This window comes from Motiliproteus sp. MSK22-1, from assembly GCF_001968815.1.
Lineage (GTDB): Bacteria > Pseudomonadota > Gammaproteobacteria > Pseudomonadales > Balneatricaceae > Motiliproteus.
The window spans coordinates 117,631-143,559 of the sequence record NZ_MIEQ01000061.1 but is presented as its reverse complement, the minus strand read 5'-3'; the positions used below and the strand labels follow the sequence as shown (position 1 = coordinate 143,559).

At 45.2% G+C, this 25,929-nt stretch carries 18 protein-coding genes; 8 read left to right on the top strand and 10 right to left on the bottom strand.

The genetic code is table 11. From position 1 onward, the window contains the following. Nucleotides 1–94 precede the first annotated feature (94 nt). Complete coding sequence (aceE, locus tag BGP75_RS18185) at nt 95–2,758, top strand: pyruvate dehydrogenase (acetyl-transferring), homodimeric type (protein WP_369832134.1); 2,664 nt, start codon at nt 95–97, stop codon at nt 2,756–2,758. Between the two features lie 62 nt (nt 2,759–2,820). Continuing rightward, nucleotides 2,821–4,785, top strand: coding sequence for a dihydrolipoyllysine-residue acetyltransferase (aceF, locus tag BGP75_RS18180; RefSeq protein WP_076720289.1), 1,965 nt, complete (start codon nt 2,821–2,823; stop codon nt 4,783–4,785). Nucleotides 4,786–5,013: 228 nt separating this feature from the next. Here the strand turns inward: aceF and BGP75_RS18175 are convergent, their stop codons facing one another. Beyond that, on the bottom strand, nt 5,014–6,948 hold the full coding sequence (locus tag BGP75_RS18175) for a bifunctional diguanylate cyclase/phosphodiesterase (protein WP_076720288.1): 1,935 nt from the start codon (nt 6,946–6,948) through the stop codon (nt 5,014–5,016). A 277-nt stretch (nt 6,949–7,225) separates the two neighbouring features. Further along, the gene (gene cysK / locus BGP75_RS18170) at nt 7,226–8,194 is read right to left on the bottom strand and encodes a cysteine synthase A (RefSeq protein WP_076720287.1); all 969 of its coding nucleotides are present in this window, start codon (nt 8,192–8,194) and stop codon (nt 7,226–7,228) included. A 565-nt stretch (nt 8,195–8,759) separates the two neighbouring features. Between cysK and BGP75_RS18165 the strand changes: the two genes are divergently transcribed. Beyond that, nucleotides 8,760–9,689 carry a hypothetical protein gene (locus tag BGP75_RS18165; RefSeq protein WP_076720286.1) on the top strand — a complete coding sequence of 310 codons (930 nt, stop codon included), beginning with the start codon at nt 8,760–8,762 and terminating at the stop codon, nt 9,687–9,689. Between the two features lie 511 nt (nt 9,690–10,200). On the opposite strand, the gene BGP75_RS18160 is transcribed toward BGP75_RS18165, so the two are convergent. Further along, nucleotides 10,201–10,980 carry a hypothetical protein gene (locus BGP75_RS18160; protein WP_076720285.1) on the bottom strand — a complete coding sequence of 260 codons (780 nt, stop codon included), beginning with the start codon at nt 10,978–10,980 and terminating at the stop codon, nt 10,201–10,203. A 542-nt stretch (nt 10,981–11,522) separates the two neighbouring features. Between BGP75_RS18160 and BGP75_RS18155 the strand changes: the two genes are divergently transcribed. Beyond that, the gene (locus BGP75_RS18155; RefSeq protein WP_076720284.1) at nt 11,523–11,777 is read left to right on the top strand and encodes a CDGSH iron-sulfur domain-containing protein; all 255 of its coding nucleotides are present in this window, start codon (nt 11,523–11,525) and stop codon (nt 11,775–11,777) included. Nucleotides 11,778–11,848: 71 nt separating this feature from the next. Here BGP75_RS18155 and BGP75_RS18150 read toward each other — a convergent pair whose 3' ends face one another. The 5 genes from BGP75_RS18150 to BGP75_RS18130 form a co-directional block, all read right to left on the bottom strand. Then, a complete protein-coding gene (locus BGP75_RS18150) occupies nt 11,849–14,059 on the bottom strand; it encodes a hypothetical protein (RefSeq protein WP_076720283.1) in 2,211 nt (736 codons plus the stop codon). A gap of 210 nt (nt 14,060–14,269) precedes the next feature. After that, complete coding sequence (gene yidD / locus BGP75_RS18145; protein ID WP_143821105.1) at nt 14,270–14,536, bottom strand: membrane protein insertion efficiency factor YidD; 267 nt, start codon at nt 14,534–14,536, stop codon at nt 14,270–14,272. A gap of 73 nt (nt 14,537–14,609) precedes the next feature. Beyond that, entirely contained in the window at nt 14,610–18,242 is a 3,633-nt protein-coding gene (locus BGP75_RS18140; RefSeq protein WP_076720282.1) for a hydantoinase B/oxoprolinase family protein, read from the bottom strand. A gap of 143 nt (nt 18,243–18,385) precedes the next feature. Continuing rightward, nucleotides 18,386–18,796 carry a hypothetical protein gene (locus tag BGP75_RS18135; protein ID WP_076720281.1) on the bottom strand — a complete coding sequence of 137 codons (411 nt, stop codon included), beginning with the start codon at nt 18,794–18,796 and terminating at the stop codon, nt 18,386–18,388. Between the two features lie 618 nt (nt 18,797–19,414). After that, entirely contained in the window at nt 19,415–19,720 is a 306-nt protein-coding gene (locus tag BGP75_RS18130) for a hypothetical protein (protein ID WP_076720280.1), read from the bottom strand. 385 nt (nt 19,721–20,105) lie between these two features. Here BGP75_RS18130 and BGP75_RS27255 point away from each other — a divergent pair, with 385 nt between their 5' ends. The 4 genes from BGP75_RS27255 to BGP75_RS18115 all read left to right on the top strand — a co-directional run bounded on the left by BGP75_RS27255 (nt 20,106) and on the right by BGP75_RS18115 (nt 23,201). After that, nucleotides 20,106–20,732, top strand: a complete 627-nt coding sequence (locus BGP75_RS27255; RefSeq protein WP_198939398.1) for a 3-oxoacyl-ACP synthase III family protein — start codon at nt 20,106–20,108, stop codon at nt 20,730–20,732. A 95-nt stretch (nt 20,733–20,827) separates the two neighbouring features. Beyond that, a complete protein-coding gene (locus BGP75_RS27250; protein ID WP_198939397.1) occupies nt 20,828–21,145 on the top strand; it encodes a 3-oxoacyl-[acyl-carrier-protein] synthase III C-terminal domain-containing protein in 318 nt (105 codons plus the stop codon). 128 nt (nt 21,146–21,273) lie between these two features. Next, nucleotides 21,274–22,188: a helix-turn-helix domain-containing protein gene (locus BGP75_RS18120; protein ID WP_076720279.1), complete on the top strand. Its 915-nt coding sequence runs from the start codon at nt 21,274–21,276 to the stop codon at nt 22,186–22,188. Between the two features lie 89 nt (nt 22,189–22,277). Next, nucleotides 22,278–23,201, top strand: a complete 924-nt coding sequence (locus BGP75_RS18115; protein ID WP_076720278.1) for a helix-turn-helix domain-containing protein — start codon at nt 22,278–22,280, stop codon at nt 23,199–23,201. Between the two features lie 470 nt (nt 23,202–23,671). On the opposite strand, the gene BGP75_RS18110 is transcribed toward BGP75_RS18115, so the two are convergent. Together BGP75_RS18110 and BGP75_RS18105 are read right to left on the bottom strand one after the other, a co-directional pair. Next, nucleotides 23,672–24,601: a tetratricopeptide repeat protein gene (locus BGP75_RS18110; RefSeq protein WP_076720277.1), complete on the bottom strand. Its 930-nt coding sequence runs from the start codon at nt 24,599–24,601 to the stop codon at nt 23,672–23,674. Next, the gene (locus tag BGP75_RS18105) at nt 24,583–25,644 is read right to left on the bottom strand and encodes a hypothetical protein (RefSeq protein WP_076720276.1); all 1,062 of its coding nucleotides are present in this window, start codon (nt 25,642–25,644) and stop codon (nt 24,583–24,585) included. The genes BGP75_RS18110 and BGP75_RS18105 overlap by 19 nt, the downstream gene beginning before the upstream one ends. Nucleotides 25,645–25,929: the final 285 nt, after the last annotated feature.

The following is a 25,929-nucleotide window of genomic DNA, read 5'->3' as shown; positions in this document are numbered from 1 at the left end:
TTTCTGGTGATCTAGGCTTAGGTTTCCTTGTCGTTTATACCAACTCTTTGCTGTCTACATCTGCTGCTTGTTGTTACTAATGGAGAACATCACTGTGCAAGAAGAAAGAATCGAAGATATCGATCCTATTGAAACTCAGGAATGGCTGGACGCACTTGAATCCGTTGCGAAAAATGAAGGCTCAGATAGAGCAAAATATCTTCTTGCCAAACTCGGTGAAAAAGCAAAAGGGCTTGGAGCCGGAGCTCCTTCTTCCCTTACCACCTCTTACGTAAATACCATCGAACCAAAAGATGAACAGCCGCTTCCTGGTGATCTGTTTATGGAGCGTCGCATCCGCTCTCTCATTCGATGGAATGCAATGGCCATGGTCATGCGGGCTAATGACAATGACGAAGGGCTTGGTGGTCATATTTCCAGTTTCTCTTCTTCTGCGACACTTTATGATATTGGCTTCAACAACTTCTTCCGTGGCCCTGAAGGTGAGCAGGAAGGGGATCTGGTGTTTTTCCAGGGCCATATTGCACCAGGTATCTACTCCCGCGCGTATTTGGAAGGTCGCCTGACCGAAGAGCAGTTGGATAACTACCGTCGCGAAGTTGATGGAAACGGTCTCTCTTCTTACCCTCACCCATGGCTGATGCCGGATTTCTGGCAGTTCCCTACAGTATCCATGGGACTTGGTCCTATCCAGGCCATTTATCAGGCACATGTGATGCGCTACCTTTCAGCTCGCGAACTGATTAACCGCGGCGATCGGAAAGTATGGTGTTTTCTTGGAGATGGTGAGTGTGATGAGCCTGAATCTCTGGGGGCTATATCTTTGGCGGGCCGTGAGAATCTGGAAAACCTTATCTTTGTCATTAACTGTAACCTGCAGCGTCTTGATGGTCCTGTACGCGGAAACAGTAAAATTGTTCAGGAACTGGAAGGTGAATTCCGTGGTGCCGGGTGGAATGTAATCAAAGTTCTCTGGGGGCGTCACTGGGACCCATTGTTCGAAAAAGATGACAAGGGGCTGTTACTTAAGCGCATGAATGAAGTGTGCGACGGCGAGCTGCAGAACTGTAAGGCTAACGGAGGGGCTTATACCCGTGAGCACTTCTTTGGCAAATACCCTGAGCTGCTGGAAATGGTTAAGGATATGTCTGATGAAGACATTATGAACCTGAACCGTGGTGGCCATGATCCTTATAAAGTCTACGCGGCCTATCACGAAGCGGTGAATCATAAAGGTCAGCCTACCGTGATTCTTGCTCAGACTGTAAAGGGTTACGGCACAGGTAAGTCGGGTGAGGCTAAAAACGACACCCATTCCATGAAGAAAGTGGCAATGGATGATCTGGTTGATTTCCGTGATCGCTTTAATATTCCATTGGATGATAATCAACTCAAGACGGTTCCATATTACCGCCCTGCGCCGGACAGTCCTGAACTGAAATACATGATGGGGCGTCGTGAGAAATTGGGTGGCTTCTATCCTCAGCGTCGGGCTGATTTTGAAGCATTGGAAATCCCACCTCTTGAGGCCCTGAGTGGTCAGCTGAAAGACAGTGGCAAACGAGAACTTTCTACAACAATGTCTTTTGTCCGCACTCTTTCTACGCTGGCCAAGGATAAAAACATTGGCGAACGTATCGTGCCAATTGTACCGGATGAAGCCCGTACTTTTGGTATGGAAGGGATGTTCCGCCAGCTGGGTATCTATACGTCTGAAGGCCAGAGCTATGTCCCGCATGATAGAGATCAGATCATGTGGTACAAGGAATCAAAAACCGGTCAGATTTTGGAAGAGGGTATCAACGAAGCCGGCTCTATGTCTGCCTGGATTGCTGCCGCCACCTCTTACAGTAATCACAACTGTACTCTGATTCCTTTTTATATCAGTTATTCCATGTTTGGTTTGCAACGGACGATGGATCTGGTTTGGGCTGCGGGTGACTCTCAGGCCCGTGGTTTCCTGATTGGTGCGACTGCTGGCCGAACCACCCTCAACGGTGAAGGGCTTCAGCATGAAGATGGGCACAGTTTGTTGCTGGCGAACATGATTCCCAACTGTGTTTCCTATGATGCTACCTACGGCTATGAATTAGCTGTCATTATCCAGAACGGTCTGACTCGGATGTTCCAGGATAAAGAGAACAAGTTCTATTACCTGACCGTGATGAATGAAAACTACCAGCAACCAGCCATGCCGGCAGGAGCTGAAGAGGGGATCATCAAAGGTCTATATCTGTTGGAAGAAGGCAAAAAGAGCGCGAAGAAGAAAGTCCAGTTGATGGGTAGCGGAACCATTCTGCGTGAAGTGCGTGCCGCTGCCGATATTCTGCGAACTGATTATGGCGTAGAGTCTGACGTCTGGAGTGCGACCAGTTTTAACGAACTTCGTCGGGAAGCTCTTGATGTCTCGCGCTGGAACATGCTGCACCCAGAAGAACCAAGTCGTAAGTCGTACGTAGAGGAATGTCTTGAAGATCGTAACGGGCCTGTTATTGCGTCTACCGACTATATCAAGTCTTATGCTGACCAGATTCGTGAATTTGTACCCGGTACCTACCGTGTGCTGGGAACCGATGGTTTTGGTCGCAGCGATACGCGCAGTAAGTTGCGTGAATTCTTCGAAGTTAACCGATACTACGTTGTTATTGCAGCGCTGAAAGCTTTGGCAGACGATGGCACTATTAAGCCGGCTGAAGTCACTAAAGCACTGAAGAAATTCAACATCAATCCAGAGAAGCCTAACCCATTGACCGTGTAACTCCGCAGCTTTGGGTAAGCAACTTTTGAATTGTTAGCGACGAAAATTAAAGGATAACGACTGTGACTGCTAAAACGATTTATGTCCCGGATATTGGTGGCTCTGAAGATGTTGATGTTATTGAAGTCTGTGTGGCTGTCGGTGATGAGATCAGTGAAGGTGATTCACTGATTGTGTTGGAAACGGATAAGGCTTCCATGGAGGTTCCTGCTCCTGAAGGGGGCACTGTTGCTTCCTTGACTATTAAGGAAGGCGATACCTGTAAAGAGGGTGATGCCATTTTGCAGTTGGTTGTAGCAGGTACCGCCGTTGCAGAAACTCCTGCACCGGCTCCTGCTGCAGAGCCTGCTCCAACTACACCGGTTGCCGAAGCCAGCAGTACTGTTTCTGCTTCCGAAACCGTTGCCTCTGAAACCGCTGCTTCTGAAACAATCGTTGTTCCTGATATCGGTGGTCACTCAGATGTAGATATTATTGAAGTCTGCGTCAAAGCTGGTGACGAAGTCGCTGAAGGTGACTCTTTAATCGTTTTGGAAACAGATAAGGCCTCTATGGAGGTACCGGCACCGAAAGCAGGTGTTGTTGAGTCTTTAAGTGTCACTGAAGGCGGAACTATCTCTGAAGGTGATGCCATTCTTGTACTGAGGGTTGCTGGAGCGGCGGTGTCTGCCCCTGTCACAACTCCGGAGGCAGCACCTGAAGCTTCTTCACCGGCACCAGCTGCTCCTGTAGCTGGCGCTGTTGAGGCTATCAAGGTTCCCGATATCGGTGGTAGTACCGATGTGGATGTGATTGAGGTTTGTATTAAAGCCGGTGATGAGATTGCCGAGGGCGATTCTTTAATCGTGTTGGAGACTGATAAGGCTTCAATGGAAGTGCCTGCACCAAAAGACGGTGTTGTTAAGTCTGTACAGATTAAGGAGGGCGACACTGTTTCTGAAGGTGATCAGATTCTGGAGCTGGAGATTGCAGGTGCCTCTGCGGCACCTGCTGTCCAGGCTTCTGCTCCCGCGGCAGCTGCTACTTCGCCTGCCCCTGCTTCTGTCGCTCCCGCCAAAAGTGCCGCTGCGACCGGTACTGGTGATCTTCAGGTTTTGGAGAAATCCAATAAGAAGGTGCATGCAGGGCCTGCTGTTCGAGCCATAGCCAGAGAGTTTGGTGTGGATCTGCTGCTGGTCACCGGGACAGGTCCAAAAGGACGAATTCTGAAAGAAGATGTTCAGTCTTACGTCAAAAAGGCGCTTACCGAAGTGAAAAAAGCGCCTCAGGCCGCTGCTCCAGCCTCCGGTAGCGGTATTCCTGCGATTCCAGAGGTGGACTTCTCTCAATTTGGTGAAATTGAATTGGAGAAGATGAGCAAGATTAAGAAAGTTACGGCAGCAAACATGACTCGCTGCTGGCTTAATGTGCCTCACGTTACTCAATTTGATGATATTGATATCACTGATCTGGAAGCATTCAGAAAATCTATCAAAGCAGATGCAGAGAAGGCCGGTACAAAAGTTACACCGATGCCGTTTTTAATAAAAGCGGTCGCTTTTGCTCTGCGGGCTCATTCAAACTTCAACGTCTCTATGCATGCGGATGGTGAGCATATTGTCCATAAGAAATATATTCACATTGGTATTGCCATGGATACTCCAGCAGGCCTTGTAGTGCCCGTGATTCGTGATGCTGATAAGAAATCCATATTTGAGTTGGCAAAAGAAGCTGCAGAGCTGGGTGCAAAAGCCAAGGATCGTAAACTGAAACCCGCAGAAATGCAGGGTTCATGTTTTACTATTTCCAGCCTGGGAGGGCTTGGAGGAACGGGCTTTACGCCGATAGTTCCATCACCAGAAGTTGCTATTCTCGGGGTTTCACGAGCTGATGTTAAGCCTAAGTGGAATGGATCTGAGTTTGTTCCCCGGACAATGTTGCCCTTGGCTCTGTCTTATGATCATCGTGCGATAAATGGCGCTGATGCCGGGCGCTTTATGCATACCCTGGGTGCCGTGTTAAGTGACGTTCGTCGCTTGGTTCTGTAGTCAGAAGTGATTAGCAGAGCAGTCAAAAATTTGACTAATGCTGGTCAGTTGAGCGCTTAAGCTCGCTGATCAAACCAAAAAAAACCGGAATTCACAGTGAGGATTCCGGTTTTTTTATATTTCATCGGGAAGTCTGTCGTAATTCAGGCCGGTCATTACTTATCTGCCCACTTATCTCAAAAGAGCTAAAAGAGTGTCTTTAAGGGAGTTAAGAGGCTGTGGTTGCTCTTAGCTTGCATTATTATCCTGTTCGCTATCTCGTGACGGTGGTTGCTTGAATGATTGGTAATAAGCCAGGAATTCATCAGCAGGCAGGGCTGGCGTGAACAAAAACCCCTGTACTTCATCAATCCCCTGGTGTTTCAGATAGTTATACTGTTCACAGGTCTCTACCCCTTCTCCAACGGTTTTGAGCCCCAATCCTCTGGCAGCCGTCAGTGTTCCTTCCATCAACGCTTTTTCACTTTCCAGGTTTAGAGCACCGACTGATGAACGATCTATTTTCAGTGTGTCCAGAGGGAAGTGTTTAAGGTGACTTAATGAGGAGTGGCCTGAACCAAAGTTGTCCAAGGCTATCCGGATTCCCTTCTCGCGGAGTTTGCTGAGAGTCGAACGGGTTTCGTCCTGATTGCGCAATAACAGGGTTTCTGTTATCTCAAGCTCAAGGCAGTTACCGTTGAGTTCAAGGTTATCCAGGGTTTCGACAATTGAGCGGACCAGGTTTCGGTCGCCAAACTGTCGAGGGGAAATGTTAATCATCAGACTCAGTTGCTCAACCCCATGCTGATGCCAGTTCTTTAGCTGCGAACAGGAGTTTTGAATGACCCACTCACCGATAGGAACAATAAGCCCTGTTGCTTCTGCCAGTGGCAGGAAGACCTCTGGTGGAACGAGCCCGAGTTCCGGGTTATTCCAGCGAAGCAGTACTTCTGCGTTAATAATACGCCCGCTTTCCATATCAACTAAAGGCTGATAATGGAGGGATAATTCATTGTGCTCCAGGGCCAGGCGAAGTTTCTTCTCAACCTTCATCCGCTCAACGGCTGCTTCATTGACATCTGCTGAATGGAACTCGTATCTGTTTCCGCCTTCATCTTTGGCGGCAAACATGGCAGCGTCAGCATTTCGTAACAGTTCGTAGGGGTCCTGCCCATCCTCTGGGAAAATGGCCATTCCGATACTGGCCGTTATATTTAATTCATGGCCCTCGATAAAGAAGCTGCTACCCAGACTGGACAGTAATTTCTCAGCAACTCGGGGGGCGTCAGTAGGGCTGTCCAGATGATTGAGGATTACCAGGAATTCATCCCCGCCATAGCGAGCAACGGTATCGGTCTGGCGAACGGTTTCAGCAATTCGCGATGCAGCCAGGCTTATCAGCTGGTCACCTATCTCATTTCCCAGAGAATCGTTGATGCGCTTAAAATCATCCAAATCAATAAACATAAGGACAACAGCATGATCATGACGAATGGCATTGTTGATCGATTGGCTCATTCGATCCATTGCCAGGAAGCGGTTCGGCAACTCTGTCAGGTTATCGTAATTGGCTTGATGTTTTATCCTGTTTTCCTGAGTCTTGCGTTGGGTTATATCTTCTTCAATCGCCAGGACGTGGGTAATCTCGCCTTCATCATTCTGTACTGGGGAAACCTTTGCGTAAACCCAGTAGCTAGTGCCATTTTTGCGACGATTCAGCAGCTCGCCTTGCCATTGTTTACCCGCGTTAATAGTGTTCCAGAGTTCATCATAGATTGCCTGCGGGTTTTTGCCCTGATCAAACAGCTGGGGGTTGGCATCAAGGATTTCTTTCATGCTGTAGCCGCTGACCTGTTCGAAAGCGCTGTTGACATATTCAATGCGCCCCTTGTCATTCGCTACAATAACACTGACCGGGCTCTGGCTGACTGCCTGGCTTAGTTTACTGATGCTTTCCCGCTGTTTAGCCAAAGTGGCTTCATTTTTTTCTCTGTTGCGGGTTTCCCGCAGTAAAAAAAGCAACATCATAATGCTGGTAAACACAACAAAGAACCACGACTTGTAAGTTTGGGCGGCAAACAGATCATCACCATCGAACAAGACCGTCAAGGCATGATCTGACGAAGCTATCCAGGCAATGGAAAACAAAAAGTAGGTAAGGGTGATTTTGTAGGGAAAGCTCATCTGTTAAGGAGCCTCTGCTGAAGTCATCGGTTCGTCCTGCTGGCTTTTACACACCCCGGATGCTGGCGTACCTTGGCAGATTTCAGTTGTCGGTGGAAACCTTAGTTTACCGTATTGTGCTTTAGAAAAGTTTGATATGAGTCAGGGAAAACTCTGTTCCTGATTAGATTGTTGTCGACAAGGTTGAAAAAGGCTATATAAACCCAGCGTCAAGCAACAGAGCTTCGACGCTGGGAACTGATGTCGTAGAATAGAAGATGCCGTAGATAGAGGCTGTTTATTGGACGTTTTCGTTGTCGCTGAACTCTCCATCAAAAAGTATAGTTGAGAGGTAGCGTTCACCAGAATCAGGCAGTATTACAACAATATTTTTGCCTTTGTGTTGCTCTTGTTGAGCCACTTTTAGTGCTGCAGCAAGAGCCGCACCACAGGAAATTCCAGCGAGTATGCCTTCCTCGGTCATTAACCGCTTAGCCATTGTGATTGCTTCTTCATTGCTGACAAGTTCAACCTGATCGACTAGTGATAAATCCAGATTTTTTGGAATAAAACCAGCGCCAATGCCTTGGATTTTATGAGGGGCCGGCTGTAGCGCTTCATTACGAAGGTGCTGGCTGATAACGGGTGAGGCTGTGGGTTCAACGGCTACGGAAGTGATCGCTTTGCCCTGAGTCTTCTTGATATAGCGTGAAACACCGGTGATAGTACCTCCAGTGCCGACACCTGAAACCAGAATATCAATGTTGCCATCGGTATCTTCCCATATTTCAGGTCCAGTGGTTTTTTCATGAATCTGTGGGTTGGCTGGGTTTTCAAACTGTTGCGGCATAAAGTGACTATCCGGATCACTGTCCACAATTTCGCTAGCCTTTTCAATAGCTCCCTTCATTCCTTTGGGGCCTTCTGTTAACACTATATTTGCGCCCAGCGCTTTCATGACTTTGCGACGTTCTAAGCTCATGGTCTCAGGCATTGTTAAAATCACCTTGTAGCCACGGGCTGCCGCAACAAAACATAATGCAATACCGGTATTCCCGCTGGTGGGTTCTACGATAGTCATACCTGGCTTCAGGGCTCCAGACTTTTCTGCTTCCCAGACCATATTGGCCCCGATACGACATTTCACGGAATTTGCAGGGTTTCGACTTTCAAGCTTTACCCAGATATTGGCATCGGTAATACGGTTTAGCTTGACCAGAGGGGTCTTTCCTATGGTCAGAGAATTGTCAGCGTAAAGGTTACTCATCAGTCTGTTCCTTTGTTTTTCTCATCCGGAGACCCACTAGTATATCTATTATCAGTGATACTCATCTATCTCTTTATTTCATATCGTTATTAGCCTGGGTCTTGATAAGCTGCTTATCAAGGTCGATTGTATGATGCTCTGTGGAGTTCTTACTAGTATGGCTCGATGTAAAATGTTGTTCATCTTAAGTAATAGTGATGAGTTCGTGTGGAGTTAACTGGTCACCGGATCCCGAAGATGAAACTATTATATGAAAACTCTTTACACTTTGTTCAACAGTAGGTGATCTGATGTAAATTGGGGTTCTATTGGACTATACCTTAGCTGATAACAAATGATATGGAGAAATTGATGAAGGAATATTGGCTCACTAGATTGTCGAGAATCAGGATGTTCTAAAGCTATCGACATTGTCAGAAAAGTGTATAGATTTTGGACATAGGGGGGATTCTATTTTTTATCCGTATTTTAGTATAATTTGACGGTTAAGTTAGTTTTGTTGGAGATAAGTTACCGTTATTCGCGATTTTAATACTCCCATAAATAGATAAAGGATTTCTAAACTGTGAAACGAATATCTGTAATCCTATTAAGTATTTTCATTGCTCAACCTGCTTATAGTAACTGCACTACGACAGATGGTCATGAGTTGTGTTTCGAAGCTTCCTCGCCAAGCCTATCAAGCACTCTCATTGAATCCAGTCAAGTTGGCGATATAAATGGGGATGGCGTTCTCGACCTAGTTAGAAAAGAGAGCAGCGGTGGAGTAGATGATCGAATTGTCATTTACTTGGGAACAGAGTGCACGATTGGACTTGAATCATCACTTTGTTTTGAAACTCCGCATGAAACAGCTATTTTTGATATTAAAGGTTTTTCGGTAAGAGATATTGATGGTGACGGAAACGCAGATATTGAAGTCAGAACTGCCACAGATAATATTCAGGTCTACTTACAACGCCTTACTGTTGAAAAACCGAATACACCTAGTGAATTCGTCTCGCTTCTGGGAACTAATAGTTTAACAGCAGCGAGCTATACGGCCAGCAGTACGTATTCTGATGGTTCATCTGGATACGAACCTGCTGGATCTTTTGATGGATATCGTTTCAAAGGGAGTGTAGGTATTGTACCCGAGGCTATTTCAGAACGGTACGGATATGGTACTTGGACATCATTTGTCAATTCCAATGCTAATCAGTGGTTGAATATAGAGTTTTCTATTAACACAATGGTTGAAAGTTTTGAAATTTTTTCTAAATCAGGGTACGCCATGAGGCTTCCGAAAGATATAACGATTCAATACTCCATGGATGGTATAAACTACACGGACCATGAAAGTTTTATTATACAGGAAGTTGATTCTCAGGTTATCATGTTGTCAACGCCCACTCCATTTGTAAAACACTTCAGAATATTTATGCATAATAACCATGGAGTGAATGCATATTTACAAGTTGATGAAATTCTACTAAAGGGATGGCTTCAACAGTAGTGTTGTTGGTTTTGCAGTAGGATTACATTAAAAAGGATGCAAAGTGCGTCCTTTTTTATTAATTTAGTACAACATATAAAATTTTTCATGTTAGAAGAGCAGCGTATTTTACGTTTAATCATTTTTCTAGGAGCGTGTTTAACTTTCTTGAAATGAACCTCACAGGCCGCATAGATAACATATTAATGTTATATGTTTAAGGTATTAATTTATCATGTCGTTGGATAAACCATATTCATCTTAGTATTTTTATAGGTACTAGAATGTAATATCCTCTAAAGGTTATATATCTACTTTAGAATTTATAAAAATACATTGTCTAAATTCTCATAACTTTGGTAATAAGGAGATTTTCGAGTATACACGAGGATTTTAAAATTTTCATATAGAAGGTGTTTGATCAGAGTCCATCTGAAATTCTACATCCAACAGGTGATGTAATGCCACATGTTGAAATTTTTGTATCAAAACCCCAGTGACTAATTTGTCATAATTAGTAATAAATAATTTTTCATTTTTTCTTTATCCCATGGAATAAAATTTCGTCACCTTGGCCTAGAAGGAATTTTGATCCTACTTTGTACCCATTGCTTTGCATGATTTCTTTAACTTCACTCAGCTTCAAAGCAGGGGGGAAATGGCCTAGAGTAACTTTTTTCTGAATAAACTCCATTGGTTTAAATGTAATTATGACACTTTGAGCATTATAGGAACAAATACGCTCCATAAGAGGTTTTTGATTATTTAAGTAGTTTAATACACCTAAACAAATAACGCATGAAGGAAGAAGATTGAAATCGGGATATTCTTGCTTGTCAAAGTCGCAAATTATGGTTCTATTATCCCTAGGGTGGATATCACAGGGAATATATTCTTGGGGGGAATCTAAGTAGTTTTCTATCAACATTTCTCCACAACCCAAATCCAAAAGTTTAGTGCCTTTAGGTATTAATTTCGAAATTTTCTGTGCACGTTTATCCCAATAAGGGTGAGTTAGTAGGTTTTTTACATCGCGCTTATACCCATGTGAATGATTGTCACTAGCTTTCCCTAAAGCTATATTTTCATTCCATTCTTTTGCAGTATTTTTACGAAAAGCAATATATTCATTTAAGTATTTATTAATACTCTCCGATTCATCGTTGAATCCGAGTTCATCCAGAACCCTAGATAAAAATATGATTGCGTTGGTTTCTTCAAGATTAAATAGGAATGTATTGCACGCGATTTGCATTGCATCATTGATTTTTCCTGCATTCAGCAAAGCGAAGAGGTCTTCTTCAACGGACATTGTGTAATTTCCTTAAATTTCATCTTAATTAAGTTAAACTAAAAACTTACTTGTTAGGTGGATCATGTGCATATCCTTCTCTGCGCATAGTCTGTATCTGCGCAAGACTGATGATGACTAGACAGGAACTGAAAAGCTCTTCTACGATTCGTCTTGTACCCCTTCTTCCAGGTGGCCATGGACGTTAATGAACATTTCTCTTCAAGCCAAACTATACCCTAGGGCCTTGGTGCATGGATACCTTATTGAATAAATCTGACAGTAGAATATTCTACCATCAGGTGATTGTCTCAACCCAATGGCTAACAACCCCTGTAATATTTGTCTCTATCATGAAGTTCAAAATTATGAGTTCAGAGTATTAAGTAAGGCTTTACCAGAGAAGTAAGTTCAGATTAAAAAAGTGGCATTCCAAGCTTAATTTTAGAGATTTCTTTGTATTATCTGTGCATCAACGTTGCCTAACAATATTTAGGTAGTAAAAGAACGAATGCTTTCTTGCTGCTACACTGAATACAAACTCCATGTAGAGGTGGTTGCAGATGACTGATACCAAGTGTGAGCCGATCGAGGCCGGTCGCGGGCCGGTTGAGCTAGTGTTGGAACCTGGGGAGTACTATTTCTGTCGCTGTGGCCGATCGGTCAATCAACCTTTTTGTGATGGCTCCCATAAAGGAACTGGGTTAAAACCGCTTAAATTTTCTATTGAACAGAAGCAGAGTGCGCTCTTCTGTCTCTGCAAGCACACCGAGGATGCTCCCTTTTGTGACGGCAGTCATCACGACCTTGAGGACTAACTTCTTCGACTGTTCAAGCTGCCCTGATTCACCGAGTTTAGGGGGTGCATTAACTAAACTGAATGCTGCGCTTATATCGCAGATGAGTCTTTGACGTTTTGTTCGATTTGCTTTCTGAGTGACTTCACCTCCTGAATTAATTTTTGATTGAGCAGGCGTTGCTCAAACAGTTTCTGATCCGAGTTGTCCCTGTTTTCCAGCGCTTTATCCAAAGCTATTTTTTGCTGATTAATTTGGGATTCCTGTTCGTCAATACGGGTTTGCAGGTTTTGAATAATTGCGAATCGATTATCTCCCGGCCTGTTAAGATTGCTCACTGAATTGTCAGCGTTTCCCTGGCTGTGTAATTCACTCTGAATGTGGCTGTATACGGCTTGAAGATCCCGGGTTTCACGCTCCGAGTATTTGATTTGAGTTTCGATGGCTTTGTGAGCACTGGCAGCGCCGATTGATCCAGACAAAACGTGTTCGAGCATACGGTGAAATTCTACCAGTTCAATAATGGTTATGTGCTTCTTATTGGCGACCAGCAAATCCTCGGCTATCAGCGCTACTGCACTCTCAGCTTTATCCAGTGGCAGATACTCGGACAATAACTGGATGGCTTCCCGGCGTTTGAGACCAATAGGCACATAGCTATCCAGACCTGTTGGTCGAGATTTATGAGTTGATTGACCTGTTCTCAGAGCATTCATAAACTCGGTGAGCTGAGTTCGTTCCAGTTTGGCGGGCCGGTAAGCCAAAGAGCCAACGACATAAAACAGCGTATTGAAAATAAATGACCAGAGTACACTGTGGCTCAGTGAGGACATTCCTTCCAGTCCGAAGAGTGCTTCGGGTCTGAGCCAGCTTATATTTAAAGGTCCGGATGTCAGTAACTCAGCTGTTAACCACCCCTGATCGATAAATGCTGGTACGACCAGAGTGTAAAACCAGACAAAAAAGCCCGCACAGAGGCCTAGAATGGCCCCCACCTTATTTCCCTTGTGCCAGAACAGTCCGCCGAATAGAACCGGTACGAACTGGAATACCGCCGCAAAAGAAATCATACCCATTGCGACCAGCATGTAAGAATCGCTGAACTCCCAGGCAAACCAATAGCTGCTACTCAGAATCAGGGTAATCATCAGCCAGCGGCATTGCAGTAGGTAATGACGCAGGAATTTCCAGCTGCTGAACCGTTCAATGGCATTTAACAAGAGATGGTTGGTTGCCATTGTTGATAGTGTCATCGCGCTGATTATGATCATCCCCGTAGCGGCGGAAAATCCACCGATGAACACCAGTAGTGCCAAGCCCTTATTACCGGCTTCCTGCGGCAAGAGAAGAACAAAAGAATCTGCATCATTGATAGAAAGCCCCTGTAGCAGCCCTCCCGCAGTGATCGGTATGACAAACAGGCTGATAAGCACCAGATAAATAGGAACTAACCAAATAGCTAACCGGATATTACGCTCGTTAGAATTTTCCACCACGGCTATATGAAATTGACGGGGCAGGCATTGAATTGAAGCAGCCCCCAGTACGATCAGGGTCATCCATTGGACAAACACCGATCCTTCGGGTGTGCTGGAACCTACCAGGTGGGTTAGACCGGCCCAGGTGATGCGCTGGAATATATCGCCAAAGCCTTCGTAAAGGCCATAGGTAACAAATGCACCCACTGACAGAAATGCAAATAATTTGATCAGGCACTGTACGGCTAACACCGCCATCATACCTTGATGACGCTCTGTAGGGTCCAAACGTCTGGCACCGAACATGATGGTAAAAGCAATCATGAACAGCGTGATAAGAATACCGGTAAACAGGCTGCTGTATCCGCTGTCATTGGTTGGCGCCGCAATAATCTCATAAGTACTGATTACGGCTTTAAGCTGAAGAGCAATGTAAGGAATAATCCCAAGCAGCGCGATCAGGGTAACCAGCGCAGCAACTGTGGGTGAGCGGTTATAACGCGCCGAGATAAAATCAGCGATGCTGCTGATATGGTAGGTTTCCTTGGCGCGAATCATTGGTCTTAAAATCCGCCACCAATTCAATACGGCAAGAATGGCTCCGATATAAATTGCAAAGTAAAGAAGGCCGGACTCGGCAGCAAAACCGACACTGCCATAGAATGTCCAGGAGGTTGCATAGACGGTGATTGCCAGTCCATAGATTAACGGGTGTAAGGTTTTTCGACTACGGGACTGCGCGCGGTTCTCTACCAGTTGAGCAATACCGAAGAGCAGTGCCATGTAGAGACAGACAACAAGCAGAATCGTAGTGGTGGTAAACATATTGACCCTCCAACGCCATGGGATACTAGTCTTATAGCCAGATGTGATGAAAGGGTCAATGCTAATTAGGTAGTTGTTTTTATTAAGTTCCAGTCTGTTTTACAGGTTGTTGGAAAATACCAGCTGATTGACAGACAAAAGGTGTTGTTTGCCAGGCAAAAGCGACTGGTTGATTGAATGACAGTTTGAAGGGGCAATAATCTGAAGGCGTTATTCGGGAGGGGCAGCCTGAGGTGAAACAGGTGGGACTGGGTCGAGTCCTCCTTCGTGATAAGGATGACACCGCAATACCCGTCGAATACCGAGGTAAAAACCTTTCAGCAAGCCATGAGTCTCCATCGCTTCAATGGTATAGCTTGAGCAGCTCGGGTAAAAACGACAATTGTTGCCGAGAAACGGACTGATCAGAAGTTGATAGCAGCGTACCAGGCCTATTATGAACCGATGGGTGAGCTGCTTTATATGGGAGAAAAACATGTGGTTAAGTATACGTCAGGGTATGCGGCAGGTTAAACAGATTACTGACAAAATACCCTGACATTTAGACGATTTATTGATTTCTGGTCCCGTAACCGCCACCGCCGGGAGTTGCGATAACAATACAGTCGTTGGGATCTAACTCAACCTGATCAGTAGCGGATAAACGCACTCTTGACCCGTCTGCCCGTTCCAGCCAGTTTTCACCGCACTGTCCTGGTTCACCTCCCTGAGCTCCAAAAGGGGCAACGGAGCGATGGGAGGAAAGTATAGCAGCGGTCATTTTTTCCTGGAAACGTATTCGGCGGATCGTTCCGTCACCACCGCGCCAATGTCCAGCACCGCCTGAATTGTGGCGAATCTGGAAATCTTCCAATACTACAGGGTAGCGCCATTCAAGCACTTCAGGGTCAGTCAGGCGAGAGTTGGTCATATGGGTTTGGACTGCACTTGTGCCGTCAAATCCATTTCCTGCACCTGAGCCACCCGCGATGGTTTCGTAATACTGATGTTGCTGATTGCCGAAGGTAAAGTTATTCATGGTCCCCTGAGATCCGGCCAGTACACCGAGTGCACCATAAAGAGCATCGGTTATCCATTGAGAGGTTTCTACATTGCCAGCGACCACTGCGGCCGGGTATTCCGGTGCCAACATGGAACCCTCAGGAATAATGATGTCCAGTGGCTTCAGGCAGCCTTGATTCATGGGGATGTCTTCATCCACTAAGGTGCGGAAAACATAGAGTACCGCGGCATAGCACACCGCTTTTGGTGCATTAAAGTTGTTAGCTTGCTGCTCTGAACTACCGGTAAAATCAATACAGGCAGATCTGCGCGTTTTATCTACTCGAACACTGACCTGGATGACACAGTCATTTTCGACAGGATAGTAATAATCGCCATCATCCAGCTGATCCAGTACCCGGCGCACGGATTCTTCCGCGTTATCCTGTACATGTTGCATGTAAGCTTCAACAACCGGTAGCGTAAACTGATTGATCATTCGCTGCAGCTCATGAACTCCTTTTTCATTGGCCGCAATCTGGGCTTTGAGATCGGCAATGTTCTGATCGGGGTTACGGGCAGGGTAGGAGCCCGAACTCAGTAACTGACGGATGTCATCCTCAAGAAAGCAGCCCTGGTCCATCAGTTTTATATTGTCAATCAATACTCCTTCTTCTTCGACAGTCTGACTGCCTGGTGGCATTGATCCGGGGGTGATACCACCAATATCTGCATGATGTCCACGGGATGCCACATAGAAAAGTACATCCGTTTCAGTCTGATTATAAACGGGGGTAATGACGGTGATATCCGGTAGATGTGTACCGCCGTTATAGGGAGCATTGAGTACGTAGACGTCATGGGGCCGCATAGTGTCAAGGTGCTTGGTCATGACGCTCTGGATGCTTTGCCACATGGAACCAAGGTGGACGGGCATGTGGGGAGCATTGGCTACCAAATGACCCTGGCGATCGAACAGGGCACAAGAAAAATCCAGACGCTCTTTGACATTGACGGAATAACTGGTGTTCTCCAGAGTAGAGCCCATTTGCTCGGCGATGGACATAAACAGGTTGTTAAACACCTCCAGCATAACCGGATCGACCTGAGTACCTATTGCCTGTTGTCGTTGCAGGGAGATTATTCTTTCCAAAATCAAGTCATTATGGATAGAGCACTGGGCCTGCCAGCCTGCTTCAATGACATTAGTGCCGGTAGCTTCAATGATAAGAGCTGGTCCATCAATACGATCACCCGGTCGGATATCACTGCGTTGATAAGCGGGTGAGTTATGCCATTGCTGTTCGCTCCAGAGCATCCGTTCTCCAATCGCAGTGAGAGGGGATTTCCTTGCTGTTGTCTGTTGTGGCTGATGTTCGCTTTTTTCGCAGATGGAGTCTCTGGTTCTGCCTACCACTTCTACTGATATTGCCTCTAAAATCAGAGGTTTATCTTCCACGATAAAACCATAGCGTTGTTGATGGGCAGCGTTAAAAGCCCGGCAGCTATCTTGGTAACCTTGAAAGTCGACTATCAAAGGAGTGTCCGTTCCCTGATATTTGAGATGAGCTTTGTAGAGCACCTGGATATGTGCTTCGGAAATTCCCTGAGCAATGACTTCCAGTCGAGTCTTTTCTTCCAAAGTGTTGAAAATGGGTAACAATTCCGACAGCTGAGACTCAGAGAATAGCGCTTCAACGGCCTGTTGTCGTAAACTGCGGATATCTGCCAGACCCATACCATAGGCGGATAGAACCCCTGCCAGGGGATGCAATAACACCTGAGTCATGCCTAAAACATCGGCTACCTGACATGCATGCTGACCTCCCGCACCGCCAAAACAGCACAGTGCATATTGGGTGACGTCGTAACCTCGCTGTGTGGATATTTCTTTAATGGCATTTGCCATATTCTCAACGGCTATTCTTAGAAACCCTTCAGCGACCTGCTCGGGGGATTGCTGATGACCTGTTGCAGTATCTATCTTCTTTGCCAGATCTCTGAATTTGTCTTCAACCACCTGTTTATCCAAAGGCTGATCAGCATCGGCACCAAACACATGAGGAAAATAGTCTGGGTCCAGCTTTCCAAGCATTACATTGCAATCGGTGACTGTTAAGGGGCCGCCGCGGCGGTAACAGGCGGGACCAGGGTTGGCTCCAGCAGAGTCTGGGCCTACTCGGTAGCGGCTGCCATCAAAACTGAGTATTGATCCTCCTCCGGCGGCAACCGTATGGATCTGCATCATGGGGGCTCGCATTCGTACACCGGCCACCTGAGTCTCGAAGGCGCGCTCATACTCACCACAATAGTGGGTAACATCCGTCGAGGTGCCGCCCATATCAAAACCAATGATACGATCAAATCCTGCCGTCGTACTTGTTTGCGCCGCGCCGACAATGCCACCTGCAGGGCCTGACAGAATGGAGTCTTTACCTTGAAACAGTTCGGCGTCGACTAAACCACCATTCGACTGCATAAACATCAGTTTTACATCGCCCAGTTCGGCAGCCACCTGATCAACATAGCGACGTAATATAGGAGACAGGTACGCATCCACAACGGTGGTATCACCTCGACTGATCAGCTTCATCAACGGGCTGACCTGATGGCTGGTCGAAACCTGGCTGTAGCCGATCTGTTTGGCGATGCTGGCTAATTTCTCCTCGTGCTGAGTAAAGCGATAGCCGTGGATCAATACGATGGCGACAGAACGAAGCCCATTGTTATAAGCAGTTTGTAGCACCGAACGGGCGTGGCTATCATTCAGCGGTGTAATTATCTCGCCATTTGCGGACAGGCGCTCTTCGATTTCTTCGACCTGTTGATACAGTAGTTCAGGCAGTATGATGTGGCGTTCGAACAGTTTAGGTCGATTCTGGTAGCCGATCCGCAGAGCATCACGGAATCCACGGCTGATTAGCAGTAGGGTAGGCTCGCCCTTGCGTTCCAATAAAGCATTGGTAGCGACCGTTGTTCCCATCTTTACAGAGGCTATTTTATCGGATGGAATCGGCTCTATGGATTTGACCCCCAGCAGATCCCGAATGCCTTGAATGGCGGCGTCAGCATATCGCTCGGGGTTTTCAGAAAGTAGCTTATGGCTGACTAATTCACCATTCGGCTTTCGGGCGACGACATCCGTGAAGGTGCCACCACGGTCAATCCAAAACTGCCATCGATTCTGCTGCTGATCTGTCATCAAAGTACTCACTAACGGCCTGACACTGTAGGCTGCACAGTATAGCGATAGTGAGCTGAATTGTCCTTGATGCCAGGAACCCCAGGATAGGGGCTATCTGTCTTTATGATGACTGTGGGGGGAGTATTATGAATCTTTTTAGTCTATCTTGAAAAATCTTTTAATGAGCGCAAGAACAGCCCTAACCCTCCAAAAGACAGTACCACTATGACGACTAACTCAAAGGCTGTCATATGACGCATTTGAAAATGTATTGATGAAATAACACCAAATATTAACGCGGTGGATGCACCTAGAAATAACAACCAGCCAATTAAGTTTTTTGAATTGTAGAAAATGATGCCAATGCCAAAGATCATTGGAATAATAACCATTCCAGAGGTGAGGTGCATTTGGGACTGGTACATATTCAGACTGTAAAGCCGCATACCCATGCCAAAAGAAGAGGTAACGCTAATCGATTGTAAAAGCATGTAGAAACCGCCACACATCATGGCGAATCCGATAAAAAACTGCCCGGCTCCGCCTGTCGTGCCTCCAGCACCTCGTGACATAAAATATAACTCCTAATTAATGTGTTAAATAAAACTAACCATAATCAACATAAAATATATTGGTTAGTACGAATAAGTTGATTCTTTGCTAAATAAAGATTTTTAATTGCTCTGTAATCTAGAATCGGACGGACATAAAATCAAGGATTAGTGCTGAGGAAGCTAAAAATAAGTCCACTATTACCAATTTGGTCGAAGAAGTTTACTCGCTGACTCCCTTAGCTGATTAGGTCGGACTTATTGTATAAAAAGAGGATAATATCAACTTCTATAGTGAATCTATCCCGCTTTCGATGACATAAAAACCGATTATTCCGATATAGTACATTCCGCCTGTCGTCACCGCTATGAGAAGTTTTACAATTACGTTCAGCAACTGATAGTTACCTAAGGGCTGAACGTATAAATATACCGAAATAGCTGCAAGTAAGATATGAGATAGAAACCAGACGGTTTCGTTCATACCCAGGCTATTGGGGGATTATGTGTATAAACGAACTGCATAGTCAGTGACGACTACAGCTCATAGACCCAGGCTCCAGACAAGTACTGAAGACCACATTCTATTTTTTATTTATCATTAACGGTTGAGTCTTGGTTCGTGGCTTGAGTTGACCGTTACAGAAACCCTGAGGCGTCTTCCTGCCAATCAGTGTCAATTTGCATGCCTAAAAAGTCTTCACATAAAAACTGTAGTTCCTGGTCATTGTTGTGGCAGGCAAAGCTTCCGATGGCAAATACCAGAAGTCGCTGTTGGTGTGTAGGGGCTGAAGAGAAGCCATCAATTTGGCAAAGAATTTTCTCTAACCGGTTTATAAACAAATCTTCTCTTAGTGAGCAGGCTGTTTCCAGTCGGCCGAGCATTGCTTCAATTTCTGTTTCAAATACGGACTTGTTTGTCTTGTCGTCAGTACTCATATCCATGACCTTTTCCTTGTCGATGTGTCGCCACATATCTCAAATTGCGAGGACTGCCTTGTGTCGGTTTTACGTCCTGTTCCCCGTTATTTATCATCACAATTTGTCGGGGTAAAGGTTTATTTTTTGATAGTTGAATCCCGTAATTGAAACCTTGAAAATAGCCCCGTCCCAAAAATGGGACGCTTTAAAATCAATGGTTTACGTTGGTCGTGGCAGTACCTCCAGCAACAAAGATTTGTTCTTCATCTTGCTCTCTTCAATTTCCCATATCTGAAAACAATGAAAAAGACACGGTAAAGTAGCTTGGCCATGCCTGTGTCAGCTTGTTGGAAAACACTGAGGACACCGGGCGGGTTGTTATAAAAATGAACTAATGGAGTAACAAATCATGCAACAACTATCTAAAACAAGCCTCAGCTCAAATACCATGCATTTGCAGGGTCATTCACAAATAGTTGGCATCGGTGGTTATGTGCCTTCCCAGCGAGTTACTTCCCAGGAACTTTTGGAAGAAATTGGATCGGAGCGTCGTTTTGGTATCGCACACGATTGGTTGGATACCGTTTGCGGAATTGAAGAGCGGCGTATAGCCCCGGTTGATAGCCTGCCATCCGACCTGGCATTGGAAGCGGCTAAGGTTGCACTGGAAGATGCGGGTTTGGTAGGAAGGGATATGGACCTAATTATCTTCTGTGGTATTGAGGGGGACTGGTCAGAACCTGCAACGGCCCATCGAATCCAGACAGAGCTGGATTCAAAAGCGATTTGTCTGGATGTATCCAATGCCTGCCATGGTTTTATGAACGGCTTAACTATTGCTGACCTTCATATTGCAGCGGGGGCGGCTGAGCATGTGTTGGTTGTGACAGGTGAAATTCCTAGCCGTATATCGTTTGATGTATTGCAGATGCTTCAAGAAAACGAGGATCTGGACATACTTAAAAAAAAAATAGGAGTGCTTACAGTCGGTGATGCTGGTGGTGCAGTTGTACTAAAAAAAAACAAAGTGACATAGGCTTTCAGCAGTATCTCTTTACTTCGGAGGGACAGCATGCCTCCCTATGCTACTACAATTATGAGCGAAGTGGGGATCTTCATGTTGAAATGATAATGGATAAGATCAGCAAAGCGATTATAACCATGCATGGCAATCTCATTGAACAAACTTATGAGTGTCTTGGATGGACTCCAGATGAAATTGATCATCTGGTTTGTCATCAAGTTGGTCGCAAGCCTCATCAGCGGTTAGTTGGAATGACAGGAATAGAAGCGGAACGAGCCCCCGTAACCTACCGAAACTATGGTAATATTACAAGCGCCACCATCCCCTTCAATTTGCATCTTGTCCGGCCTACCGTCGGCGATAAATTATTGCTGCTTGGAACCGGTAGCGGACTGTCGATTAGTCAGGTAGGATTGACGTTCTAATTCGATCTTAGACAAATAAGAAGATGGATCTTGAAAATAGGGCTCTACTTGGTGTTTGCTTGTAGGGTCCTTCTTGGTTGTTATTGACACTGCAAACCGGAATATTATAGTTAATGGATTAATGCTGTATGGAGATTTACGCACTGCCCTCGGCGATTGCCTTGGTGATTAAGCTTTGGCTGTTTGTTCGTGCTCGTGGAGTACTGTTAAAAGAAAACACAGTACTTGGTCTGTTTCTTGCTTCTTTGTTTTTTCTAAATCTTTGCGAATTAACCTTGTTCTCATATATTAATGATATATCTAGAGCCGGGCTAGTTCTTTTGTTGTATTACGTTGCACTCTTTTTTACGGTCACAAGCCTAGTCAATTTAAGTGCTCGTCTATCTGGCCTAAGTACTTTTTATCTTCCCCGAGTATATTATTCTTCTGTAGGTCTGCTTGCAGCTTTTTTATTTGGCTCAGATGCGTTAATTGCTGGTGCTCAATCTATAGGATACTCAATTACGCGTGTACCCGGTGAATACTACTGGATCGTCCAAGCATATGTTATTACTGGTTTGTTACTGTCGTTGACACTTCTGACTATAGGTACGATTAAGCAAAGTCAACATTTTCTTCGAAGGAGATGTCTAGTCGTTTTGTTAGGTTTTCTTCCCACGATATTGGCTTTTATAAGCGTTGTTGTATTAATGCAGCTTGGTTACAAGGTAAATGCGACAGTTTTGGTCTCATTAACAATTACTTTCTTTTTGGTTGTTTTGATTCTAACAGAAAGTAAATCAGCTCAGTTTAACTTGTTGCGATGGGTTCCTTTTACTCAAGAGCGTATTCAGTTTAAGAATAGTTATGCTCTTATATTGGAGGCTTTAGGGCATACTCATTATCAAGAACCGATTAAACTAAAAGAAAAGTTGCAGCAAATTGAAGAGCAAATTATTAAGCTTGCTGTTCAATCAACTGATGGAAATCAGGCACGAGCCGCAGCTCAGTTAGGAATATCTAAAAGCACTTTAAATCGTAAACTTAAGAATAAGGATGAATAATGTTGTTTTTATAAGTGTCTTCCAGATTTAATTTGTTTTTTTATATGATTTTTGATTGCAGAGGTATTGCTATAAATTGAGGGTTGTTTATGGAAATTTATATATTGCCATCAATGATCGCGCTGATGATAAAATTTTGGCTGCTTGCCCATACATGGCATGTTTTGTTGAAAAGTGATAAGAATCTAGGTTTGTTTTTTATCGCATTGCTTTTCCTTAACTTATGTGAGTTGTTTGGTTTTATTTTGTTCTTTGATGACATGCTCAATGCTCTGAATATTTTGTTACTTTATTATGTTTCATTGTTTTTTGTTATTACATCTTTTATTAACTTAAGTGCGTTTCTTTCAGGTTGTAAATTTCTCTATAAACCTATTTTATACTATCTAGTTATGGGGGTGTTTAGTGCCCTTTTATTTAGTTCGGATTTGTTTGTTTCGGGTGTCGAGTCTATTGGTTATTCGGTAACAAGAATTCCAGGTGAATATTACTGGATTATTCAGTTATATATAGTTTGTGGATTGTTGCTGGCGATGTTTATGCTTATTGCTGGTGTTTTTAGACAAAAAAATTACTTCTTTAGTAGGCGGTGTCTTATTTTAATTATCGGTTTTTTACCTACAATATTGTCATCTTTTGTAATTATGATTTTGATGAATCTAGGTTATAAAATTAATGCTACAATGTTAATCGCAATAACTGTTAGCTTCTTTCTGATTTTTTATAATCGAATGATTGTAGCGGGAGATAAAGTAGCTCAGTTCAAGTTGCTGCGGAAGGTTCCGTTTACAGAAGAACGTCGGCAGTTTAAGGCCAGTCATGCGCTGGTCATCGAAACTTTAACTCAAGCCCATTATCAGCAACCCATGCAGTTAAAGGAAAAACTGCAACAGCTTGAAGAGCAGATTATTGAATTGGCGGTTCATACATCCGATGGTAATCAGACTCGTGCCGCGGAGCAGTTAGGGATTTCCAAGAGTAACTTAAATCGAAAACTCAACAGTAAAGCCTGAAAGCCTTTTCTCTATAATCGGTAAGTACTTTAGTGGCCTCAGTGGAAAACAATGTTTCTTTGTCAGTATATGTTTTCTCAAAGCAATCCGCGAATTCAGCTTCCTGGTGGGGCACACTCTATACCGCTTGAAATCTGGCATTTAGGAGGTCCCATCAAATTATTCTACTATTCGCCAGCGCTGATCAAGCTGGTTTATCAACAGGTCTTAAATTAAGTTGTACTTAAATAACTTTAGCCACGACTTCTTGTAATAGCCTGACCCGCCTGTTATAAGGATGCGTTGTCGGCCGAGCCTGCTTGACAGCTTATTCCAACCGTTATACGCGGGCTACTCCGTTCCGGCGGTTTGCGGTTAGTTGAGACAAAAATTCCGTTCCCCAGTTCACATGAACATAGGTATCGGATTTGGGAATCATGTGTTCCTGGTGTCATAGTGATTTTTGTGTGTGTTGGACGGTGATCTAATTTTTATTCCGCAGGAGGCCCCGCCAGATACTGATAAGCCTCGGTCCTGAGTTCCTTCACGATGTCATAACTATCTCTCTCTGCGTGTTGTGGACAGATAAAGAGAAGTGATCCAAACCTTGAGCAAAAGTCCGGTTCTGAATCGTAGGTAAACGGAGGCGGAATCAACTGGGCAGAGGGTCCTTTAAGCCCTTCCACCCAGGATTCTGTCGGCCAGGATTTAGCGGCCCTGGGATAGCGTGCCTCCCAGGCATCAGCCAGCCGTAACGCCTCGGCGATACCCTCTTTGGATACCCGCCCGGAGGATTCCAGATGATCGACAGCATTGCTGGCAAAACCGGAGTAACTGAAGTTATCTTTTACGCGTCGAAGAGCGAGCACATGCCACATATAGGCCGAGACTGAATCAAAAGAGTACTTTCTGAAGGCTTTGCCGATCTGAAAGAGTGCTTCAGGGTGACCCTGTAAGGCTGCCTTGTAATACCAGCTAAAAGCTTTTCGTAAGACGGGCTGGCGTTCTTTAAACCGAAAAGAACCACTAAGATCGAGGGCAACAGCATATTCAAATTGAGCGATAGCATTGCCCTGTAATCCCGCTTTTTTTGCCCAGATCAGGGATTCTTCCTCATCGGATAAGGGGTTATCGTCGGTTTTGTAATAAACCAAGGATAAAGCAAGCTGTGAAGCGGCGTCACCGGCATCTGCACAGGGTTGTATCATTTCCCTTGCCTGATAAGCCTGGTAGGGTCTTTCTTTATAAAGCGTCTTAAGAGTCTCGTTAACCAGTTTTCCGGTACAGTTTAAACGGTCATTGCCGGTCAGGGTGATGACCGAATCAGCCTGCTCCTGATCGATCGGTTGGCTTGCGGCATATACTGGTATGGCCGATAGCCAACCGATAAATAGAGCTGTAATTAACTGCGTCTTGCCCATACCGCCTCCTCTGCCAGTGTTAATGCCTGGATGACCTGACTATTTAGCCCTTGCGCAAAGGACCCGGCTAATGCCTCCAGGCTACTGTTACTTTGCTGATTGTTCCAGATATAGGTTTCCGTGGAGCCAAATACCGGAACTGTTGCCGGATCATGATAAAGATCATAACGGTCGATATTGGCCAGTATTCGCATGGCTTCCCGCCGGGCCGGAAAGCCCCCCAGGTTACCCTTGTTGATGATGCTTAGCGGTAAAATACACTGGCTTTTACCGATAAAACGGCCCTTAAGTTGGGCCAGCTCCGCTTTATATTGGCTCTTTTGGGCATTGACGTTAATATCATCCACCTGAACGTGCAATCGATGCCTGGGGTCTGTATGGGGGCCACATTCAGCCTGATCGGTTCGAACCAGATAGAGGGCTGTTCGCCCCGGGCCGTAGTTACTACCGGCATAGACCGCCTTAATCTTGTGCAGCACCTTGCCAAAGCCCTGGTTCATACGGTCCCGATGCACTCCCGAGTCATCATCAATCACCTTGCTGTCATCCACAAAAGTGCGGATATGTCCTACTGCATCTCTGTCATCTTCGAATAACCGCTTGCTGACAATCTGGCCAATTTGTTGCGCTGCCTGACGGCCAAAGGGGCTGTTAAGAAACCCGGTTTCCACCTGATCGATCTTTTCGGCAAAGGCATCCTTAAAACGCAGGTAGTCTTGTTGCAGCAGTTTGTTGGCATCCTTGGCCTGGTCGGCATATCCCAGTTTATACAGGTTAACCGCTTCACTGGTCAGCCAGATCGGTATCGCTGCGCGTTTCAGCAGCAGTGCCCCCAAGGAGGTGGGGAACAGCTTTTCCGTGGCATTGCTGGCAAAACTAAAGGCGGCAGCAGCGCGAAAGGCTGGCGGTAAAGTCGAGATAGTCTTGGCATTGCGACTAAAGCAATTATCCAAGGCATTTAAGCTGGCTGACTTCCAGTCATAAATTTCAGCACGAAGCGCTTCCGATATATCTTTAGGGGTTGCCTTATGAATTGTTTCCATACGTTTCCATCCTGGAAAGATTTATTAGATGAGTCAATTGGATAGGTTAGTTTCGATTGGTCAGGCTGTGGCCAGTCGTGACCAAGGCAAATAAAAGACCATGGTTTGCCTATTGCTGATGGATCAGCAGGGGCGTTGTATTGCGTTAACAGCAGGTTCGACCAGAGGGGCGTGAGGGACACAGCTTGCGGAGAGTGTGACAAACGGCATATTTACTTCCTTATAGGGGGTTAGTCTAGCAATTCCTTGCTTAGTGGTTTGGATTGAAATTAGCTTAGAAAACTA

What these genes read in the sequence shown, in the direction of transcription:
- BGP75_RS18175 (WP_076720288.1), bottom strand. Translation starts at nt 6,948, where the DNA reads ATGAGCTTTCCCTACAAAATCACCCTTACCTACTTTTTGTTTTCCATT.
- cysK (WP_076720287.1), bottom strand. Translation starts at nt 8,194, where the DNA reads ATGAGTAACCTTTACGCTGACAATTCTCTGACCATAGGAAAGACCCCT.
- BGP75_RS18160 (WP_076720285.1), bottom strand. Translation starts at nt 10,980, where the DNA reads ATGTCCGTTGAAGAAGACCTCTTCGCTTTGCTGAATGCAGGAAAAATC.
- BGP75_RS18155 (WP_076720284.1), top strand. Translation starts at nt 11,523, where the DNA reads ATGACTGATACCAAGTGTGAGCCGATCGAGGCCGGTCGCGGGCCGGTT.
- BGP75_RS18150 (WP_076720283.1), bottom strand. Translation starts at nt 14,059, where the DNA reads ATGTTTACCACCACTACGATTCTGCTTGTTGTCTGTCTCTACATGGCA.
- yidD (WP_143821105.1), bottom strand. Translation starts at nt 14,536, where the DNA reads ATGTTTTTCTCCCATATAAAGCAGCTCACCCATCGGTTCATAATAGGC.
- BGP75_RS18140 (WP_076720282.1), bottom strand. Translation starts at nt 18,242, where the DNA reads ATGACAGATCAGCAGCAGAATCGATGGCAGTTTTGGATTGACCGTGGT.
- BGP75_RS18135 (WP_076720281.1), bottom strand. Translation starts at nt 18,796, where the DNA reads ATGTCACGAGGTGCTGGAGGCACGACAGGCGGAGCCGGGCAGTTTTTT.
- BGP75_RS18130 (WP_076720280.1), bottom strand. Translation starts at nt 19,720, where the DNA reads ATGGATATGAGTACTGACGACAAGACAAACAAGTCCGTATTTGAAACA.
- BGP75_RS27255 (WP_198939398.1), top strand. Translation starts at nt 20,106, where the DNA reads ATGCAACAACTATCTAAAACAAGCCTCAGCTCAAATACCATGCATTTG.
- BGP75_RS27250 (WP_198939397.1), top strand. Translation starts at nt 20,828, where the DNA reads ATGGATAAGATCAGCAAAGCGATTATAACCATGCATGGCAATCTCATT.
- BGP75_RS18120 (WP_076720279.1), top strand. Translation starts at nt 21,274, where the DNA reads ATGGAGATTTACGCACTGCCCTCGGCGATTGCCTTGGTGATTAAGCTT.
- BGP75_RS18115 (WP_076720278.1), top strand. Translation starts at nt 22,278, where the DNA reads ATGGAAATTTATATATTGCCATCAATGATCGCGCTGATGATAAAATTT.
- BGP75_RS18110 (WP_076720277.1), bottom strand. Translation starts at nt 24,601, where the DNA reads ATGGGCAAGACGCAGTTAATTACAGCTCTATTTATCGGTTGGCTATCG.
- BGP75_RS18105 (WP_076720276.1), bottom strand. Translation starts at nt 25,644, where the DNA reads ATGGAAACAATTCATAAGGCAACCCCTAAAGATATATCGGAAGCGCTT.